This is a genomic window from Ensifer sp. ENS10, assembly GCF_014852025.1.
Taxonomy (GTDB): Bacteria; Pseudomonadota; Alphaproteobacteria; order Rhizobiales; family Rhizobiaceae; genus Ensifer.
Window position 1 is genome coordinate 387,680 of record NZ_JACVAS010000002.1, and the last position, 17,875, is coordinate 405,554.

25 protein-coding genes and 2 pseudogenes are annotated in these 17,875 nt (G+C 61.2%); 20 read left to right on the forward strand and 7 right to left on the reverse strand.

The annotated features are described in order from the left end of the window. Window positions 1-49: 49 nt before the first annotated feature. A complete protein-coding gene (locus IB265_RS08760) occupies window positions 50-1,624 on the reverse strand; it encodes a trimethylamine methyltransferase family protein (protein WP_058323207.1) in 1,575 nt (524 codons plus the stop codon). 335 nt (window positions 1,625-1,959) lie between these two features. On the opposite strand from IB265_RS08760, the gene IB265_RS08765 reads away from it, so the two are divergent. Continuing rightward, the gene (locus IB265_RS08765; RefSeq protein ID WP_057254147.1) at window positions 1,960-2,658 is read left to right on the forward strand and encodes a B12-binding domain-containing protein; all 699 of its coding nucleotides are present in this window, start codon (window positions 1,960-1,962) and stop codon (window positions 2,656-2,658) included. 120 nt (window positions 2,659-2,778) lie between these two features. Here the strand turns inward: IB265_RS08765 and IB265_RS08770 are convergent, their stop codons facing one another. Further along, on the reverse strand, window positions 2,779-2,937 hold the full coding sequence (locus IB265_RS08770; RefSeq protein WP_057254143.1) for a hypothetical protein: 159 nt from the start codon (window positions 2,935-2,937) through the stop codon (window positions 2,779-2,781). A gap of 39 nt (window positions 2,938-2,976) precedes the next feature. Here IB265_RS08770 and IB265_RS08775 point away from each other — a divergent pair, with 39 nt between their 5' ends. Then, a complete protein-coding gene (locus IB265_RS08775; RefSeq protein ID WP_113737631.1) occupies window positions 2,977-3,597 on the forward strand; it encodes a DUF1638 domain-containing protein in 621 nt (206 codons plus the stop codon). Window positions 3,598-3,628: 31 nt separating this feature from the next. On the opposite strand, the gene IB265_RS08780 is transcribed toward IB265_RS08775, so the two are convergent. Beyond that, window positions 3,629-4,243: a LysE family translocator gene (locus tag IB265_RS08780; RefSeq protein ID WP_113737630.1), complete on the reverse strand. Its 615-nt coding sequence runs from the start codon at window positions 4,241-4,243 to the stop codon at window positions 3,629-3,631. 357 nt (window positions 4,244-4,600) lie between these two features. Between IB265_RS08780 and IB265_RS08785 the strand changes: the two genes are divergently transcribed. The 8 genes and pseudogenes from IB265_RS08785 to IB265_RS08820 all read left to right on the forward strand — a co-directional run bounded on the left by IB265_RS08785 (window position 4,601) and on the right by IB265_RS08820 (window position 8,593). Further along, the gene (locus IB265_RS08785) at window positions 4,601-4,819 is read left to right on the forward strand and encodes a hypothetical protein (RefSeq protein ID WP_113737629.1); all 219 of its coding nucleotides are present in this window, start codon (window positions 4,601-4,603) and stop codon (window positions 4,817-4,819) included. A 118-nt stretch (window positions 4,820-4,937) separates the two neighbouring features. Beyond that, complete coding sequence (locus IB265_RS08790; protein ID WP_057254138.1) at window positions 4,938-5,255, forward strand: hypothetical protein; 318 nt, start codon at window positions 4,938-4,940, stop codon at window positions 5,253-5,255. A gap of 62 nt (window positions 5,256-5,317) precedes the next feature. After that, window positions 5,318-5,611 (forward strand): hypothetical protein, encoded by a 294-nt coding sequence (locus tag IB265_RS08795; protein WP_113737628.1) that lies wholly within the window; start codon window positions 5,318-5,320, stop codon window positions 5,609-5,611. A 173-nt stretch (window positions 5,612-5,784) separates the two neighbouring features. Next, on the forward strand, window positions 5,785-6,288 hold the full coding sequence (locus tag IB265_RS08800) for a ferritin-like domain-containing protein (protein WP_113399757.1): 504 nt from the start codon (window positions 5,785-5,787) through the stop codon (window positions 6,286-6,288). 46 nt (window positions 6,289-6,334) lie between these two features. Further along, window positions 6,335-6,711: pseudogene (locus IB265_RS08805) on the forward strand (DUF1638 domain-containing protein); the annotation flags it as partial. A 269-nt stretch (window positions 6,712-6,980) separates the two neighbouring features. Further along, on the forward strand, window positions 6,981-7,502 hold the full coding sequence (locus IB265_RS08810) for a hypothetical protein (RefSeq protein ID WP_113737627.1): 522 nt from the start codon (window positions 6,981-6,983) through the stop codon (window positions 7,500-7,502). A 140-nt stretch (window positions 7,503-7,642) separates the two neighbouring features. Beyond that, a pseudogene (gene dmeF, locus IB265_RS08815) lies at window positions 7,643-8,272 on the forward strand (CDF family Co(II)/Ni(II) efflux transporter DmeF); the annotation flags it as partial. Between the two features lie 45 nt (window positions 8,273-8,317). Then, complete coding sequence (locus tag IB265_RS08820) at window positions 8,318-8,593, forward strand: metal/formaldehyde-sensitive transcriptional repressor (protein ID WP_043619696.1); 276 nt, start codon at window positions 8,318-8,320, stop codon at window positions 8,591-8,593. Between the two features lie 259 nt (window positions 8,594-8,852). On the opposite strand, the gene IB265_RS08825 is transcribed toward IB265_RS08820, so the two are convergent. Together IB265_RS08825 and IB265_RS08830 are read right to left on the reverse strand one after the other, a co-directional pair. After that, window positions 8,853-9,965: an AI-2E family transporter gene (locus IB265_RS08825; RefSeq protein ID WP_113737626.1), complete on the reverse strand. Its 1,113-nt coding sequence runs from the start codon at window positions 9,963-9,965 to the stop codon at window positions 8,853-8,855. Between the two features lie 500 nt (window positions 9,966-10,465). Then, window positions 10,466-10,837: a hypothetical protein gene (locus IB265_RS08830; RefSeq protein WP_057254125.1), complete on the reverse strand. Its 372-nt coding sequence runs from the start codon at window positions 10,835-10,837 to the stop codon at window positions 10,466-10,468. A 134-nt stretch (window positions 10,838-10,971) separates the two neighbouring features. Between IB265_RS08830 and IB265_RS08835 the strand changes: the two genes are divergently transcribed. Next, a complete protein-coding gene (locus IB265_RS08835; protein ID WP_143032969.1) occupies window positions 10,972-11,226 on the forward strand; it encodes a hypothetical protein in 255 nt (84 codons plus the stop codon). 12 nt (window positions 11,227-11,238) lie between these two features. Here IB265_RS08835 and IB265_RS08840 read toward each other — a convergent pair whose 3' ends face one another. Further along, window positions 11,239-11,397: a hypothetical protein gene (locus IB265_RS08840; RefSeq protein WP_162771004.1), complete on the reverse strand. Its 159-nt coding sequence runs from the start codon at window positions 11,395-11,397 to the stop codon at window positions 11,239-11,241. A gap of 550 nt (window positions 11,398-11,947) precedes the next feature. Here IB265_RS08840 and IB265_RS08845 point away from each other — a divergent pair. The 4 genes from IB265_RS08845 (at window position 11,948) to IB265_RS08855 (ending at window position 13,864) form a co-directional block, all read left to right on the forward strand. Further along, window positions 11,948-12,253, forward strand: a complete 306-nt coding sequence (locus IB265_RS08845) for a hypothetical protein (RefSeq protein ID WP_113737623.1) — start codon at window positions 11,948-11,950, stop codon at window positions 12,251-12,253. Window positions 12,254-12,298: 45 nt separating this feature from the next. Continuing rightward, the gene (locus tag IB265_RS37315) at window positions 12,299-12,421 is read left to right on the forward strand and encodes a hypothetical protein (RefSeq protein ID WP_093234627.1); all 123 of its coding nucleotides are present in this window, start codon (window positions 12,299-12,301) and stop codon (window positions 12,419-12,421) included. 92 nt (window positions 12,422-12,513) lie between these two features. Then, a complete protein-coding gene (locus tag IB265_RS08850) occupies window positions 12,514-12,777 on the forward strand; it encodes a DUF1488 domain-containing protein (protein ID WP_057254121.1) in 264 nt (87 codons plus the stop codon). A gap of 313 nt (window positions 12,778-13,090) precedes the next feature. Beyond that, window positions 13,091-13,864 (forward strand): pyrroline-5-carboxylate reductase, encoded by a 774-nt coding sequence (locus IB265_RS08855; RefSeq protein ID WP_058323486.1) that lies wholly within the window; start codon window positions 13,091-13,093, stop codon window positions 13,862-13,864. 16 nt (window positions 13,865-13,880) lie between these two features. Here the strand turns inward: IB265_RS08855 and IB265_RS08860 are convergent, their stop codons facing one another. Next, window positions 13,881-14,306, reverse strand: a complete 426-nt coding sequence (locus IB265_RS08860) for a pyridoxamine 5'-phosphate oxidase family protein (protein WP_058323485.1) — start codon at window positions 14,304-14,306, stop codon at window positions 13,881-13,883. Between the two features lie 203 nt (window positions 14,307-14,509). Between IB265_RS08860 and IB265_RS08865 the strand changes: the two genes are divergently transcribed. The 5 genes from IB265_RS08865 to IB265_RS08885 all read left to right on the forward strand — a co-directional run bounded on the left by IB265_RS08865 (window position 14,510) and on the right by IB265_RS08885 (window position 17,864). Further along, on the forward strand, window positions 14,510-14,689 hold the full coding sequence (locus IB265_RS08865; RefSeq protein WP_058327025.1) for a hypothetical protein: 180 nt from the start codon (window positions 14,510-14,512) through the stop codon (window positions 14,687-14,689). A 45-nt stretch (window positions 14,690-14,734) separates the two neighbouring features. Then, on the forward strand, window positions 14,735-15,538 hold the full coding sequence (locus IB265_RS08870) for a formyl transferase (RefSeq protein WP_058327067.1): 804 nt from the start codon (window positions 14,735-14,737) through the stop codon (window positions 15,536-15,538). Between the two features lie 340 nt (window positions 15,539-15,878). Further along, complete coding sequence (locus IB265_RS08875) at window positions 15,879-16,181, forward strand: virulence factor (RefSeq protein ID WP_113737622.1); 303 nt, start codon at window positions 15,879-15,881, stop codon at window positions 16,179-16,181. After that, a complete protein-coding gene (locus IB265_RS08880) occupies window positions 16,174-16,776 on the forward strand; it encodes a methylenetetrahydrofolate reductase C-terminal domain-containing protein (RefSeq protein ID WP_093234630.1) in 603 nt (200 codons plus the stop codon). Before IB265_RS08875 ends, IB265_RS08880 begins: the two co-directional genes overlap by 8 nt. Further along, window positions 16,773-17,864 (forward strand): methylenetetrahydrofolate reductase, encoded by a 1,092-nt coding sequence (locus tag IB265_RS08885; protein ID WP_057254108.1) that lies wholly within the window; start codon window positions 16,773-16,775, stop codon window positions 17,862-17,864. Before IB265_RS08880 ends, IB265_RS08885 begins: the two co-directional genes overlap by 4 nt. Window positions 17,865-17,875 lie beyond the last annotated feature (11 nt).

A 17,875-nucleotide genomic window follows, 5' to 3' on the forward strand; every position in this document is an offset into this window, starting at 1 on the left:
CGGCCACCTGCGCCGCGCCGCCTTGCTCCCTGGCTCGCTCGGGACCCTTTCAGGTGAAAGCGTCCGGCATCGAATTCTTGCGCTGGTCGATAAAGGCCTTGAGCTTTTCGTCGATCGCGGGATCGAGGTAAGGCGCTTCGTAGTGTTCCAGCCAGCTGCGGGCGAGCGCATTGGCGCGCTGCTCGATGCGCTTTTCGCCTTCCACTTCCCACTGCTCGAAGGAATTGTTGTCGGCGAGCGGCGAGCGATAGAAGGCCGTCTGGAAGTTGGCCTGGGTATGGGCGCAGCCGAGATAATGGCTGCCCGGGCCGACTTCGCGGATTGCGTCCAGCGCCTGGGCTTCTTCCGAGAGATCGATGCCCTCGGCCATCTTCTGCATCATGCCGAGCTGGTCCTGGTCGATCATGAACTTCTCGTAGGACGAGACGAGACCGCCTTCGAGCCAGCCGGCCGCATGCAGCACGAAGTTGGTGCCGGCAAGCAGCGTCATGTTAAGCGTGCTGGCCGATTCGTGCGCTGCCTGTGCATCCGGAACCTTGGAGCCGCAGAGCGAGCCGCCGGTACGGAACGGCAGCTTCAGGCGACGGGCGAGCTGGGCAGCACCGTAGGAAACCAGCGACGGCTCCGGCGTGCCGAACGTCGGAGCGCCCGACTGCATCGAGATCGAGGCGGCGAAGGTGCCGAACAGAACCGGCGCGCCCTTGCGGATGAGCTGGGTGAAGGAGGCGCCGGCGAGAACTTCGGCGAGAATCTGCGTCAGCGTGCCGGCAACCGTCACCGGGCTCATGGCGCCCGAGAGGATGAACGGCGAAAGCACGCAGGCCTGGTTGTGGCGGGCATAAACCTTCAGCGCCCCCACCATGGTCTCGTCGAAGACCATCGGCGAGTTGGCGTTGATGAGGTTCAGCGTGACGCAATTGTTTTCGACGAACTCATCGCCGAATACGATCTTCGCCATGGCGATCGTGTCTTCCGCGCGCTCCGGCGCCGTCACCGAGCCCATGAAGGGTTTGTCGGAATATTTGATATGGCTGTAGACCATATCGAGGTGACGCTTGTTGACGGGAATATCGACCGGCTCGCAGACCGTGCCGCCCGACGAATGTATCGACGGCGCCATATAGGCAAGCTTCACGAAATTGCGGAAATCCTCGATCGTCGCATAGCGGCGGTTGCCCTCGAGGTCGCGCACGAAGGGAGGGCCGTAGACCGGCGCGAAGATCGTCGCCTTGCCGCCGACCTGGGCGCTGCGCTCCGGATTGCGGGCATGCCAGGTAAATTCGGATGGCGCCGTCTTCAGGAGTTCGCGGCAGAGCCCCTTGGGGAAATGCACGCGCTGGCCGCGCACGTCGGCACCGGCCTCTTTCCAGAGTTCGAGCGCCTCGGCGTCGTCGCGGAATTCGATGCCGATTTCCTCAAGGATCGTGTCGGCATTGCGCTCGATGAGCTGCAGGCCTTCCTCGTCGAGGACCTCATATTCGCGAATCTTGCGCTGGATATAGGGCAGAGACGGTCCCGGACCGCCCCCGGTGCGCGACGCACGCCGTGCTGCCGCTCCCCGTCCCTCGCCACGCGAGCGGCGACCGCCGCCTTCACCCGCGCCCTGATCTGTCACGTCGCTCATTCGCTTTTCCTCTCCCGCGCATCACTTTTTGCGCCTTCAAGCATCAATTGGTCCTAATGCTACCAAGCATAGGGGGCCTTGCGGGTCTCAATGCGCCAAGGAGTGGCGCAACTCGAACACTACCGAGAAGCGACCACAGGACGCCAAAAACCGCGTGGCGCGAATATATTGTTTTTGTTAAGAATATGCAGGCGTCAAAAGAAGCTGCCCTCCCGTCGCTTTTTGTCATATGCGACGTCGCTTTCGAAAACAGATTTTTAGAAATCGAACGCTATGGATTGATGGACGCGCCCGGAATATTTGCGCGGCCGTGCCAGGAACCGAGGAACCCCAATATGGCAGACGATGAAATCATTCTCGAGGACCTTTCCGACGAAGAACTTGTGCAGCAGATGCACGACGACCTCTATGACGGTCTGAAGGAAGAAATCGAGGACGGGACCCACATCCTGCTCAAGCGCGGCTGGACGCCCTACGATGTCCTGACCCAGGCGCTGGTCGAAGGCATGCGCATCGTCGGCATCGACTTCCGCGACGGCATCCTGTTCGTGCCGGAAGTACTTTTGTCGGCTAACGCCATGAAGGCCGGCATGACCATCCTGCGTCCGCTGCTTGCCGAAACCGGCGCGCCGAAGCTCGGCAAGATGGTGATCGGCACCGTCAAGGGTGACATTCACGACATCGGCAAGAACCTCGTCGGCATGATGATGGAAGGTGCCGGCTTCGACGTCGTCGACCTCGGCATCAACAACCCGGTCGAGAACTACCTCGAAGCGATCGAGCGCGAGCAGCCGGACATTCTCGGCATGTCGGCGCTTTTGACCACCACCATGCCCTATATGAAGGTCGTGATCGACACGCTGAAGGAAAAGGGACTACGCGACGACTACGTCGTTCTCGTCGGCGGTGCGCCGCTGAACGAAGAATTCGGCAAGGCCGTCGGCGCCGACGCCTATTGCCGCGACGCGGCGATCGCCGTCGAAACCGCCAAGGACTTCATGAAGCGCAAGCACAACCGGCTGGCAGCTGGCTAAGCTTCGGGCAATCCGAGATGAAAAAGCCGGCCGCAGAAGTGAAATCCGCGGCCGGCTTTCTTATGTCTGGCTGGTTCGGCGTGGGCGACGGAGGCCGTGCCCAGTCGTTTGCCGTCAGGCTTAGTTGACGGAGTGTGCCACCTTCTTGCCGGCCGACTGTGTCGCGTTGACAGTGTTTGCAGTATCCTGCCCGATGCCGCGGATGGTGTTGCCGCAGGCGGTGAGCGTTGAGAGGGCGACGAGAACGGCGCCGACGGTTGCAAGGGTCTTTACTGTCATGGTCAGGTTCCTTCCCGCTTATAGCCACATGGAATCAAGATGGAAAAAATATCGTCGGCAATAGAACGTGCACAACCGAAAAAAGTTCACGTGATCGGTTGTGGCGCCATCGCGCGCGAAATCCTGGCGATCTGCGAGGCAAACGGGCTCGCCCATATCGACCTCAACTGTCTGCCCGCCATCTGGCACAACACGCCTGAAAAGATCACGCCGGGCATTCGTGACGCGATCGCCAAGGCGCGCGCCGAAGACTTCGAGCGCATTTTCGTCGCCTATGCCGATTGCGGCACCGGCGGCCATCTCGACCGGCTCTGCGAGGAGGAAAAGGTCGAGCGCATCCCCGGCCCGCACTGTTATTCCTTCTTCGCCGGCAACGCGGATTTCGCCCGCCGTTGGGACGACGACATCACCGCCTTTTTCCTCACCGATTTCCTCGCCCGCCAGTTCGAAGCCTTCGTCATCGAACCGCTCGGCCTCGACCGGCATCCGGAACTGCGCGACATGTATTTCGGCCATTACCGCAAGTTGGTCTATCTCTCGCAGCAGGAGGACAAAGCCCTGCAGGAAAAGGCGAAGAAGGCAGCCGAAACGCTCGGGTTGGAATACGAATATCGCTTCACCGGTTACGGTGATCTGGCGACGTCGCTGATCAGGGCGTGATGGAACGGCGGCCGAAGTGGCCGCGGCAGATCTAGCTGCGCGCGGCGATCACGAGGCCGGTGGCAATCATGGCGCTGCCGGCCACCCGGTTCAGCGCCCGGACCGCCCGGGTGGTGCGGAACCACCGTGACGATGCCGCAGACAAGAGCGCATAGCCACCCATCGTGACAACATTGACCGCGAAAACGACGGCAAGCACCGTCCCGATCCCGAAGCGATCAAGGCTTTCGAGGTCGAGGATCAGCGGCATCAGGCTGGCATGAAAGAGGATCGCCTTCGGATTGCCGAAGCCGATGGCAGCGCCGAGCGCCAGCGAGCGCATCCATCTGCGCTCGCCCGATGCCACCTCCGCCTCAACCGTCGCAGCCGCGCGCCACATCCGATATCCGAGGAAAATCAGATAGCCGGCGCCAGCATATTTGATGGCAAGAAACAGCCAGCCGAACGTCTGTGCAATGACCGTGAGGCCAGCAAGCGCGACGCTTACGAGCACCATATCGCTGAGCGCGATACCGAGGCCACAGGCCAGCGCCGGGCCAACGCCACGGCTGATACTGGTGGAAATGACCGCGAACATGGCAGGCCCCGGGGTGACCGCGGCCAGGAACAGTGCCAGAGCATATGTGGAGATAACAGCAAGGGTCATGGCTAAGGCCTGGGAAAATTCCTCGATCCAAGCATATAGGCACGATCGCTCGACCTACACAAATAGACAAACACACAAAAAATTGGATCCACGCGCATATACAATGACATGCGCAAGACAAACCGAAACAATCTTCAAGAGAAGAAACACTCGAAAACATATCTCGAGAAAAACCAGGCCTCACGATCTGTAACTATTCAATTTAAATCTCGTCGACTTCAGAATTTATTTTGGAACCATGTGCGCTCCACCTCGTTTAGCTACCAGATCATATCTCCACCCCTGACGCTTCCTCTGCCGCCTGACAATTGGCCGTCTTTGCGCCAAGCACCGATCCAACACGCGGGAGCGTCTCCAGTGACCAGGCATTTCAAGTATGACAAAGAGGCCCTGCTTCGTGGCTGGGACGCAGTCTACGATCTCGAAGAGTTCATTGTGGCCTATCGCCTGCCACCGCTTGCCGCGCGCGAAATCTTCGCAAAGGCCGGCCCCCGCCGGCTCGATCTGGCAAATGCGATGGACGCACGAGACATAACGGCGCCCCAGGACCAGTCGAAACACGCTCAAGGTGCTTGAGTGAAGTTCTTTGCGCTGGCGCGACAACGCGTGCAGGGTGCTCCATCGACAGCGATTGAAGCGGGCGCTGTCGCAAACAGGCCTTTCCGTGCCTGCGCCCCAACCAAAGGAGGACGTAGTGTCTTCCAGCAATCCAGAACACTATCTTGATTCAGACGACCTCAGCCTGTTGGTCGAGGTGCTTACCGTTGCCGGTTTCTACGGAACGACAGCGACGGCAGATCCGGCCGGACGGCTTGCCGCGGCACGCTTCCTGATGACTGCTCTCGAAAGCGGCATCGACACCAGTGCGACGCTCGCCGCAGCACTTGTAGAGCGTGCGGATGCCTCAAACGGCGAACATCAGACGCCGGCACAGTTAAAAGCCGAGGCGATTGACCGATGGGATGACGAGGGCGGCGCCGTTTCGGATGTCGTCGCCAAGCCTGCGGCCTGACCGCCGCTTGCGGCTAACCGATTGATCGCGTGCGCTATTCCGGCGCCGGAAGGGAGAATTCGATGTACACGCTGCCCAACCTGACGGGCCATAATCTCAGCCACCACGACATCGTGGTGGTCCGGAGGGTTTTTGAAGCGACCTGCTCGAAAATATGTATTCAGCGTCCCGGCGACCATGCCGACCGCCTGGCCAGATTCATTGTGGACGAGTTTCGGTTCGGCAATACCGACGAGGCTTCGCTCCTTGAATGTGCCCTATGGCACGAGACACGGGGCAGCCTGCCCGAGGCGAAGCGCCACTCGATCGTTGACATACAAACAGCATTGGCCCGAGAGAACCACGATCTCGGCTGAACACAGGCAACAGATTTGCGGTCGAGACGCCCAGTAGTCGCTCTACCCGTCGAACTGTAACCGCCGTTCCAACCGTCCGATTTCTGCTATCTGGCCGCCGCTCACGAGCAGCCAGCACGGCCAGGCGCGTCGCCTGGAACATGACAGTGAGCCCTCGAACAACAGGAGCCATCATGGCCAAGGACATCAAGACACTGGACGTGCTTTTTCACGATACGTTGAAGGACGTCTACTTCGCCGAGAACAAGATCGTCGACACGCTTCCGAAGATGCGCGATGCCGCCAAGAGCAAGCCGCTCAAGGACGCGTTTATCAAGCATCTCGCAGAGACGAAGGTCCATGTCGAGCGGCTGGACGAAGTGTTCAAGATCATCGGCAAGAAGCCTGAGAAGAAGACCTGTGACGCGATCATGGGCATCACCAAGGAAGGCGCCTCGATCATGGAAGCGTATCAAGGCTCGCCCGCGCTCGACGCCGGACTACTTGCAGCCGCACAGGCTGTCGAACACTACGAAATGTCACGCTACGGCACGCTGAGGACCTGGGCGCTGGAGTTGGGCATGAAAGACGCCGCCAAGCTGCTTCAGACGACGCTCGACGAAGAGCAGGCGACGGACATTGCCCTGACCGCGATCGCCACCAAGGTCGTCAATCAGACCGCCGAAAAAGCGGCCTGACACAAGCACCAGCCCGGCTTGATCCTTTATCGAGCCGGGCAAAGGCTGCGGTTCCGGCGGCCATCTCGACCGGCTCTGCGAATTGAAGAGGTCGAGCGCATCCCCGGCCCGCACCGTTATTCCTTCTTTGCCGGCAACAGGGATTTCGCCCGCCGCCGGGACGACGACATAACCGCTTTTTTCCTTACCGATTTCCTCGCCCGCCAGTTCGAAACCTTCGTCATCGACCCGCTCGGCCTCGACCGGCATCCGGAGCTGCGCGACATGTATTTCGGCCATTACCGCAAGCTGGTCTATCTCTCGCAGCAGGAGGACAAAGCCCTGCAGGAAAAGGCGAAGAAGGCAGCGGACTATCTCGGGCTTGAATGCGAGTACCGCTTCACTGGCTATGGCGATCTCGCGACCTCGCTGATCAGGGCGTGAGTATGCGACTTGTCGCGCATGGCGCGCGGTGTCGCAGGTTGGGGCATCACACGCTGGCCCTGCTAGCGCGCATTTACTCTATCGGTTGATTGGGCGCTCCGACCGGCACACGCGCCACGATGGGCCTTCCCGCATAGGACAGAACGCTGCACAACCTGCTGGCTGCAACTCCACCGCTGACCACAGGATTGCCCGTCATGAGCGCACTGCTTTCCGCCGAACTCGCCTAGTACGCCACCGGCCGCTTCTACGAGGCGAACGACGGCACGTTGGCCGACTACGGCTATTTCCTGCACCTGCCTTTTCTTGATGCCCAGATGTTTGATGGAGAACCGGGCGAAACGACTGCCCATTTCACCTTCGCCGCCAAGCCTTTCAAGGCGCAAGCGGCGGCAAACGGTGTCCTGTCTCTCGGCCTCGACCCGGTCGGCGAATTTTCGCTCTATCTTCAGCGCAAGCCGGTTGGAACCTTCGATGACCCCGCCTCCTTCGCCAAGGGAGAATGCATAGCCACGTTCCGGCGGATCAGCCTGGTGGTGGGAACCACGGTCTCCGACACCATCGCTGGGACAACGGCGGTGCTGTTCGGCACCAATGTGTTTTCGGCCCGCCTGATTGCAAGCGCACCGTTCGATTTCGGCGGTCGCCGCCATGATTTCGCACACTATCTCGGCGCGGGCATCACGCAATTCGGCACGTCCGCCGCCACGCAGATCGAGCCGACGCCGGTGGGCTACAAGCGGGTGCTGCCGTTCACGGGCTCGGCCATCGCCCTCGGTCGAGCCGGCTAGAGCCGATCACGGAGGCTGATGCCGCCAGCGCCCATTGCCGCCGGCAACGACATTGTCTGACGGCGGCGGAAGCAGGAACCGAGCACTTTACGGCGAGCCTTATATAGGGTACCCCCCTATATAATATTGGAGCCAGCGGCATGAGCAATCACCAACACGACCATCATCACCACCACAGTCACCACGGGCATTCGCATGGCGAAGGACGCGTGCTCGCGGCGCGCCACGATCACGTCTTCCTTGGCGGCAATCACGAGCGCAACGAGCGGCGGACCTGGATCGTCATCGCGGTCACCGCGACGATGATGGTGATCGAGATCGCGGCCGGGCAGGTCTTCGGGTCGATGGCGCTCGTTGCCGACGGCTGGCACATGTCGACCCATGCCGCCGCGATGCTGATTGCTGCACTCGCCTATCTCTATGCGCGCAAGCATTCGAACAACCGCCGCTTCACCTTCGGCACCGGAAAGCTTGGCGACCTCGCCGGCTTTTCCAGCGCCATCGTGCTGGCGCTCATCGCGCTGCTGATCGGTTGGGAAAGCCTCCAGCGCCTGAGCGCACCTGTCAGCATCGATTTCAGCGAGGCCATTCTCGTCGCCGTGGCCGGCCTCGTCGTCAACCTGGTCTGCGCCTGGCTGCTGAAGGATGATCACGGCCATCACCATCACGAACACCATGGGCATCACCACGGACACCACGGCGGGCAGGATCGAAACCTGCGCGCCGCCTATCTGCACGTCCTCGCCGATGCGCTGACCTCGGCTCTCGCAGAAGCACGGGCCGCATAGTGACGGCGCCCGAAACCGGAGTGACCGATGACCCATACCATCCGTGAAAAACAGAAGCTCATCAACCGGGTCCGGCGGCTCCGGGGCCAGATGGAGGCGGTCGAACGGATGCTCGAGGAGGAAAAGGGCTGCGCCGAGGTCATGCAGGTGATCGCCGGCATCCGCGGCGCGGTCAACGGCCTGATGGCGGAGGTTGTCGAGGACCACATCCACATGCATCTGGCCGCGGCCGACCTGTCGCAAAAGGACCGGGATGAAGCGGCGGCGGAACTGGTCGACGTGGTGCGCGCCTATATGAAATAGGCCGGGCGGAAAGGACACCGCCTCCGCCGCCGGAATTAGCGGCATCCCCCGCCAAGCTGCTTCAGACGCGACGCTCGACGAAGAGCAGGCGACGGACATTGCCCTGACCGCGATCGCCATCGCCACCAAGGTCGTCAATCAGACCGCAAATGCTCACCTCGCCTTTTTCGTCTGAAGAATTGGACCGATGGGGAAAATCAGGGTGGCGGCATGGCGTTTGATCGCGCCGCAACACCTGGAACGTTCCATTGATCGGAGCTCAGTTTCTTGCCGTGGTTCTCGTATCCTCGGGCACGCCGGAAGGGGACACTGTTTGCGCCCGTTCTTCGAGCTCGGCTGCGACCCACTCGAGAAACAAGTTGTAAGCGACCGCCAACAGGGTGGGTCCAAGAAAGAGCCCGATCAGCCCAAAGGCAAGCACTCCGCCGACGAGTCCAAACAAGCCGAGCAACACCGGCAGGTTGCTGTTTTGGTTGAGCAGATACGGCCGAAGAAAGTTGTCAATGCTGCTGACGAGCAGGAGCCCCCAGACGGCGACGAAGATCGCCCAGCCCATGGAACCTTGCAACAGCAACCAAAGCGCCATCGGTACCCAGAGAAACGGCGGGCCTCCCGGCACGAATGACAGTGCAAAGGTCAGGCCGCCCAACAATATCGGTTGGGGCACACCGGCGATCCAGAACCCGGTGCCGGCCAGCAAGCCCTGCGCAAGGGCAGTTCCGATCATGCCGTAGACGACACCCTTCACGGTCATACCGATGACCATCAGCAATCTCTTGGCGCGGGGACCGGCAACGCGCTCGCTGATCTGGCGCATGAAGCCGATCATACGGCGACCATGCAGGAACAAAAAGAAGGTGATGAATATGCTGAGTGCGAGCTCAAGCAGGACGGCCCCGAGGGCCGCTCCGCCTGCAAGCGCCATATCGGTGACGGGTCCCGTCAGTTTCTTGAGTTCAGCTATGAACGCTGGGGCGTCATGAGCGAGGTTCTCCCAGTAGGCCGCAACGCCTTCGCCAATGATCGGCAGGCCCTTGACCCAGTTGGGCGGCACCGACGGCCCCTCTTCCAGGACGTGCGCAATCGCTTCGGCAACAGTCTTTATATCGTCCACGAGCGCGGTCACAAGGAACGCAAGGGGTGCTGCCAAGACAAAGACGACCAGCATCGTCATTATCGCCGCGGCAGCTGGGCGATATCCTCCGACGGCACGTTCGCATTGGCGGTAGAGCGGCCAGGTCGAGAAACAGATCACCGCAGCCCACAACAAAGCCGACAGGAAGGGCCAGAGGACCAGGGCGCAACCGATCACCAGCAGGGCAAGCGCGCCCGTACCGAGAACAGGCCCTATCCATCTGCGAGAATCTGACATTGCCCGATCCGCCTCCTCCAGGGGCACCTTTTCACAGACGACACACTCGCCGGATCGAGCAGACGACGAGCCTAGGCCGGCATCCGATGGACTGCCGGCGCAGGTCCGACGAGGCTAGAGATTTGAGTGACCGCAACGTGGCTCGCTCACGAACTCATACGACGCAATGTCGGGCAATTGCCCGCCTTGCTAGGTCTCCCTCGGACAACCCGATCCATTCAGAAAGGGCCTACGTGTCCGTCCGTAGACGAATGGCTCAATACCAGCGACCGCGACCGTACCAGCCGCCGCCGCCGAGCAAGAGAACGATGAGAACGATGATGAGTAGTGTGGTGATATCCATTTGGGTCTCCTGGGAGTACCCTGGTTATCGTCGATCAAGATGATGGACGATGCTATTTTTTGCTGTACTCCAACGTAGGATGTAACGCGCCAGATGTGCCTTCGTTCCGGCGCCCAGAGGCGGGCGGCCATAAAGCCGCCCGCCGTCGTTTGGGGTGTTATTTGGCGCGGTGCCAGACGCCGTTGACGCCGTCACCCTTGACGTCGCCAGCCTTCGTGTCTTCGGCATAGGTGTAAAGCGGCTTTCCGTCGTAGGCCCACATCTGCTTGCCGGCGGTGTCCTTGACCAACGACCACTCGCCATCTGCCTTTGCATTCGCTGCGGCGTGGAAGGCCGGCCATTTCTTCAGGCAATCGGCGTCGCAGTTCGACTTGCCCTTGGTGTCCTTGTCGAACGTGTAGAGGGTCATGCCTGTATCCGTGGCCATGACCTTGCCCATCTTCGTGTCGACCATCTTGCCTGGTTCTGCGGCAAAGGCCGTCCATGACGTAGCGGCAGCCACGCCCAATGCGATCAGAAAGGTTTTCATGATTTTTCCCATCGGGGATGCCGGCGGAATGCCAGTAGTGCCCCGAAGTCTAACACATGCAAACGTGTCGCTTCGATTGCGGTTCCACGAACGCGAAGTTGGAGGCGTCTATCGGCTCGGACAAGAGCGGAACCTTGACCGACAACGTCAACCGCCGTGGCGGCTGCCTTGGTGCGGCGGAACTAGCTCTCATCTTCCGGCGGGCGGGGCGGAACCTTTATCGTGCCCCTGCGTATGCCGTCTTTGAGATTGAGAATATCCAGAAGATCATCCGCTTCATCGCGCGGCAAGTTCGACAGCAGAGAGCCGTGAAGAACGACCGGCTGCCCGGTGAAGACATCGACCACCGCCCAGACATTGTTGGCTTCGACCTTGAGACCGTACCGTAGCGTTGCCATGGTTCAGCCCAGTCCACAATCGGGGTTCACGACCTGGCCCTGATCCGCCAGATGCGGCATGGCTGAGCGACCATCGGCGTTGCCCTGAGGCGGTCTGAAGGCCCAGACAAGGACAACCGACAGGGCAAACAGAAGCAGGCAGAAGACCAAACGGGAGGACATTGCGCCTCTCCTTCTTCGAATGAGATCATCGCGGCCGGGCGTCATCAGGCTTGAGTAAGGAAACGTGCAAGCGCCTTTTGCAAGGTGTCGGCAGCCGTTCGGTTCAGGGCCCCTTCGATCGCAGTCTCCAATTCCAAACGATGAGCTTACCACATCGGCAATTGACGCGGGGCTTTATCGAGCGGACAACGGAAAACCGTGAGGGAGTGACGGTTGATGAGCCCCGACATCCGGAGAACCTCCGGCAAGCCCGCCAACAGGCGCGCGCATCCCCGCCAGCAGACACAACCGCCTCAATTGAAACTCAATCGACGCGCTATATTAAGCCAAGTAGATTTGGCCGATGTGGCTTTCGCGGTATCAGAACTTCGAACCGCCCCGATCTCCTAAATTTTCGACAGATACGCAAGCTTCGGTTCCAGTGCTTGGGCCAACGCTTCGTCTCGAAGCACATCTCGCTTCGGGACATCTGTTCGCCCGCGCCAAGCCATCTTTGAGCAGCTGTCCGGCCGACCGTGCCCAAGCACATTTTTAGAGGACTGAGACCATCATGAACACGCTAACGTTCACCAAACGCATCATCCGCAGTCCGCGCGCCCAGTCGCCTGTCCACCGTTTTCACGTTGGCCAGCTCGTTCGCTCCAGAGGGGCGCTGACGAGGGAGTCAATTGTCGGAGAAACATATCGCATTACCGCGACGCTGCCGATCCGCGACAATGCGCTCCAGTACCGCATACGCAGCAACGGCGAATGCCATGAGCGGGTAACCGATGAAGGCAATCTCGAACTCGTCAATGCCGGCAACGACGCGATCGCACGGGCCGAACGGGCGTTCAGAACTGCACACATCTTGTAAACACCAAGCCAAGCGGTCCGAACAGATCAGCCACAGGAGGCGATCATGAAGTACCACATACCGGCTCAGATCTATCTCTTCGACTATCGCGGTCTGCTTGCCTGGATTGCCCTTTCGCTCGCGATCGCCGTCGTCGTTACCACAATCCTCTTCGGGCGGATCTTGTGATGGCGCGGCGCGAAGATGAATGCACGTCTTCACGCGTCTACCCGGCCGACCCACCGCTGGCCAACTTGGCTTACCGCTAAAAGGATCACACCATGCCACTGAGCTTCCCAAACCAATCCCGAAGCTTCGATGGTGCGAGGAACGCCGTTCGCTTCCTTGGCCACGACGGCATGTTCGAAGTGCCCTTCTATGTCGAGGCGGCGGCTCTGGCCCGTGGCGCGCCCACCCGGACGACCGAGGCGGCCTGCCTCCAGGCATTCGACGCCGCACGCAACTCGATCTACGAAGTCGCAAGGGCAGCCTATGCCAACGGGCGCCGGACAATCTATATCCTCACAGCCGCGGACTTCCGCTAGATCTCGGCCGCTAGATCTCGGAAGGAAACCCGCGGCACCCGCTCGCGCCCAACACCCCTTGGTCTCACAGGATCGCCGCCCTGTTCGGCGACTTCACTGTCCACGTCCCCTCTCCCCGCAGGCGGCGACAGGGTGTGGCAACCTCAACTCCGTTGTTGAAATGCGTCCCGCTACCCTGTGGGCGACGCTGTCGCGACCGCTTGTCGCCAGCGCCTTTGGTATTATTGTTCCGCGAACCACAAACCAGGACCCGTGCATGCGGCACCCGGCAGTTTCACGGATCTGCTGAAATCACCAAGCGACAGGACTTCTCATGAAACTCGGCTTCATCGGCACCGGCGCACTCTCGTCTGCGATCGTCACCGGGCTCAAATCGCTTCCGGGCGAAACCACGCCGGTCGTGCTGTCGCCACGCAACGAAGAGATCGCGGCGGGCCTTGCCGCGCGGTTTCCCGATGTGCGGGTGGCGGCCGACAATCAGGCGGTCCTGGACGATTGCGACACGGTCATGCTTGCCGTCCGGCCACAGATCGCCCGCGAAGTGCTGCCGCTGTTGCGCTTCCGGCCGGATCACCATGTCGTCAGCCTGATCGCGACCTTCTCCTGCAATGAGATCGCCGCCATGGTCGGCCCGGTGAAGCGGGTGACCAAGGCATTGCCGATGCCGATGATCGCGATCCGCCAGGGGCCGACGATCATTTTCCCGCCGGATCCGGAAATGGCAGCGTTTTTCGGCAGGCTCGGCAAGGCGATCGAGGTTGAAAGCGAGAGCGAGTTCGATGTGCTGAGCGTGGCGACGGCCACCTATGCCAGCTACTTCAAATATCTCGAAACGATCCATGGCTGGCTGAAAGACAACGGCGTGGAGGACGCCAAGGGCCGCGACTATGTGGCCTCGCTGTTTGGGGCTTTGGGTCAGGCACCGGCAACGACACCGGATGCCAGCTTCGCGCATCTCGCCGAGGATTACGCGACACGCGGCGGCATCAACGAACAGGTGCTGCGAGAGCTGACGGAGCACGGGACGTTCGAGCGGTTCAAGGAAAGTCTCGGCGGTATTCACCGCCGCATCACCGCGGCTTCATGACGGCAAGGTCCAAACTTCAGAAGCCGAGCTCGATCACGTCGGGAGGAGTCTTGCTGTAATCGGAGTAGCGAATCCAGCGCGGTTCGACCCGGAACACCACGGCACCCTTCTCGACAAACTCTCTTTCGGCCGGAACGCTTTTCACATGCGCTTCCTGGTATCGCTCGAGATCATCGGCGGAGACCTTCGTCGCGTCGCCCTCATATTGAACGGTGATGTTGTTGTCCCAGCCGATGACGAGCGCGATGCGGCTCTGCTCCAAGAGGTTTGCGAACTTGCGGGTATGTTCGAACGTGTCGAACACGATTTCCAGGTCGTCTCGCACCGAGAAATCGATAGCCGCCGCTTCAGGCCTGCCATCCCGGCCGCAGGTCGCGATCACGGCCAAGGTGTGCTGCCTCAAGAAGTCGAGGATCATGCGTCTGGATTGAATGTCGCCCATTGCTTCATCGTCCTGGATGGCTGGGTGCGTTGCCGGCGGAACGAATTCAGGCTTTCCTGCCAAGCGCAGCTTGACAAGGCAATGGAGGGAGTCAAGGTGATCTCATAGCCATCGGCAACCATGCGGCGAACCATCAGCAGCGCGGCGCCCTTGCCGTGAGGCTATGTTGAAGAAGATCGCCACGCCTGTCGGAGGAGACAGCAGTGAAATTCCTCGAATATCTGCCCTATGCGCTTGGATGTGCGGCCGGCCTGCTTCTGGCTCTGCTGATCGGTGCGGTCTGCAACCTGACGGAAGACGTAGCGCTGCTCGAGTCCGTGGCATTGGTCGTGCTCGGCGGCGGTGTGGCCGAATGGTACTGGAACCAGTTAAGCCGCCGGTAACGGGCGAGCCTGCATATCTTGGCCCTGTTCACGCATGGGGCCGCCATGACCGAAATCGCCAGTCCGAATCAAGCCGCCGGCAAGCGCCCCGGCCCTATCGTCGTGGTCACGGCGGGCGGTGAGAACCCGTGGATCATGATCAACGCGCTCGCTGGCCGCTTTTCCGATGTGACCGTCATCGAGGAACAGCCGGAATCCAAGGGCCTGTTCCTGCGTCGCCGCGCCCGCAAGCTCGGCTGGCCGATGGCGCTCGGGCAGCTTGCCACCATGATCGCCTCGCGCTTCGGCAAGCGTTTTACCCGTAGCCGCGCGGAAGAAATCTTCGCCACCTACAAGGTCTCGGGAAAACTCGATTCGTCGATCCCGATCAAATCCGTGGCTTCGATCAACGACGCCGACGCCATCAAGCAAATCCGCGCGCTGAAACCCGGCGTCATCTTCCTCATCAGCTGCCGCTTGCTGAAGGCCGAAACGCTTGCCGCGATCCCCTGCCCGGTCCTCAATTTCCATGCCGGCATCAACCCCACCTATCGCGGCCTGATGGGCGGCTACTGGGCGCTGGTCAACGACGATGCGGAGAACTTCGGCGCGACCGTGCATCTGGTCGATGCCGGCGTCGACACCGGCGGCGTACTCTACCAGTCACGCCAAAGGCCGAGCCAAAGCGACACGATGCACACCTATCCGCTGCTGCAGACGGCTGCTTCCACCGATATTGCGATTGCCGCAGTCACAGATGCGCTTGACGGAAAACTGCGGCCCGTCGATGTCGCAGGTCCGTCACGGCAATGGTTTCACCCGCCAATCTGGGCCTGGGTGTGGAATGGGCTCACACGTCGTATCTGGTAAGCGGTGCAAAGGGTTAACGTTCCTGTCACATGCGCGCTAAAAGCCTGAAACTGTGGGCAATCCGCTCCGAACGGCATTGACACGCCCGGCCGCTCGACCGACGCTCGCGCGTCCCGTGAAGCGCGCCCGCGGCGGCTCGTCGCCCAGCGTCGTTTTTGGACATATCCGACGTCGTGGCGAGATGAGCCCGGACGCCTGTACATGCGCATTGTCGCACCTACAGCGCTGCGCGTCGTATCAGGCGCGCAAAGGTCGCTGTAGCGCTTTAGAGTGCTGCATGTTTTTGATCCTTAATCGGCTCCGATTAAAGGAAACATGCAGGGGAGGAGAACGACACCCGATGGCAGATCGCATTATCGTCTACTGGCGCGACATTCCGGCCCAGGTCATCATCAAGAAGGGCCGCACGACGGCGAAGCGCGAGCTGTCGCTGCGTTTCACCGAGGCGATCGACATGTGCGCGATGCGCACCGGTGCCGCCGAAACCGACGATTATCTCGCCGAATGGCGCAAGGCCGATCCGGTGCCGGTGTCCGACGATCTGGAAGCGGAAGCCGACGGCGCTGCCGCCGAGCTTGAAGCCGCCTATGACCGCGAACGCCTCGTGGCGCTCGTCAAAGCCGGAGGCCGTGACAATGGCTGACGCCAAGCCCGCAGGCGAACCGAAGATCATGAAGGGCAACGCAGCACCTGGGGCAAAGGCTGCGACAGGCGCCTATACCCCGACCGGGGTTTCTCCGAGCCGCCGGTCGCGCCACAAATATACGGTTCGCCTCTGGGCCGTGCGCAACTCCCGTTTCCTCGAGTGGTTCTACAACCGCTTCGCCGATGTATTCCTGCTCTTGCATCCGCTCTGGAACGCCCTCGGCTACGGCCGGGTCGAGCGACCGATCACCTTCGTCGAGCGTCACGTCAAGGGTTTCCTCTTCGACTGTCGCATGTGCGGCCAGTGCGCGCTGTCTTCAACTGGCATGTCCTGCCCGATGAACTGTCCGAAGCAGCTGCGCAATGGCCCCTGCGGCGGCGTGCGCGCCAACGGCAATTGCGAGGTCGAGCCGGATATGCCCTGCGTCTGGGTGCAGGCCTGGAAGGGCTCGCAGAACATGGAGAAGGGCAATGCGATCATGAACGTGCAAAAGCCGGTCAACCAGTCGCTGCGCGAAACTTCGTCCTGGCTGCGCGTGACGGCGGAAGCCGCAGCGCAGCGTGAAGCGGCATCCAAGGAAGGCCAGGCATGAGCCCCGATATCAATCCCTTCGATCCCGGCGCGCCGCTTGAGCCCCTGCCCGGCCATTCCTCCCGCGGCCGTCTGGAGCGTGTTCTGCGTCGCGGCGAATTTGCCGTCACCGCCGAGCTCAACCCGCCCGACAGCGCCAACCCGCAGGACGTCTACGAACGCGCCGCGGTCTTCGACGGCTGGGTCGACGGCATCAACGCGGTGGATGCATCCGGCGCCAACTGCCACATGTCCTCGGTCGGCATCTGCGCGCTTTTGACCCGCATGGGCTATGCGCCGATCATGCAGATCGCCTGCCGCGACAAGAATCGCATCGCCATCCAGGGCGACGTGCTCGGCGCTTCGGCCATGGGCGTGCAGAACATCATGTGCCTGACCGGCGACGGCGTGCAGGCCGGCGACCAGCCGGGCGCAAAGCCGGTCTTCGACCTCGACTGCATGTCGCTGCTCGAAACCGTGCGCATCATGCGCGACAACTCGAAGTTCCTTTCCGGCCGCAAGCTGACGACGCCGCCGCAGGTGTTCCTCGGCGCCGCCATCAACCCCTTCGCCCCGCCTTACGATTTCCGCCCCTATCGTCTCGCCAAGAAGATCGAGGCCGGCGCGCAGTTCGTGCAGAGCCAGTACTGCTTCGACGTGCCGATGTTCCGCGAATACATGAAGAAGGTGCGCGACCTCGGCTTGCACGAGAAGTGCTATATCCTCGTCGGCGTCGGGCCGATGGCATCGGCCAAGACCGCCCGCTGGATCCGCTCCAACGTTCCGGGCATCCATATCCCCGACAGCGTCATTACCCGCCTGGAAGGCGCGCAGGACCAGAAGAAGGAAGGCAAGCAGCTCTGCATCGACATCATCAACGAGGTGAAGGAGATCGAAGGTGTCTCCGGCATCCACGTGATGGCCTATCGCCAGGAAGAATATGTCGCAGAGATCGTGCATGAATCGGGCGTGCTGAAGGGCCGCCGGCCCTGGAAGCACGAGACGCTGCCTGAGGATGCGCTCGTTGCCGAGCGGCTGGAGCATATTCGCGAAGGCAAGGAAGAAAACCAGCAGGAGATGGCCGAAGCCGCAGCCCATCATCCGCACTGACCAGACCGCAG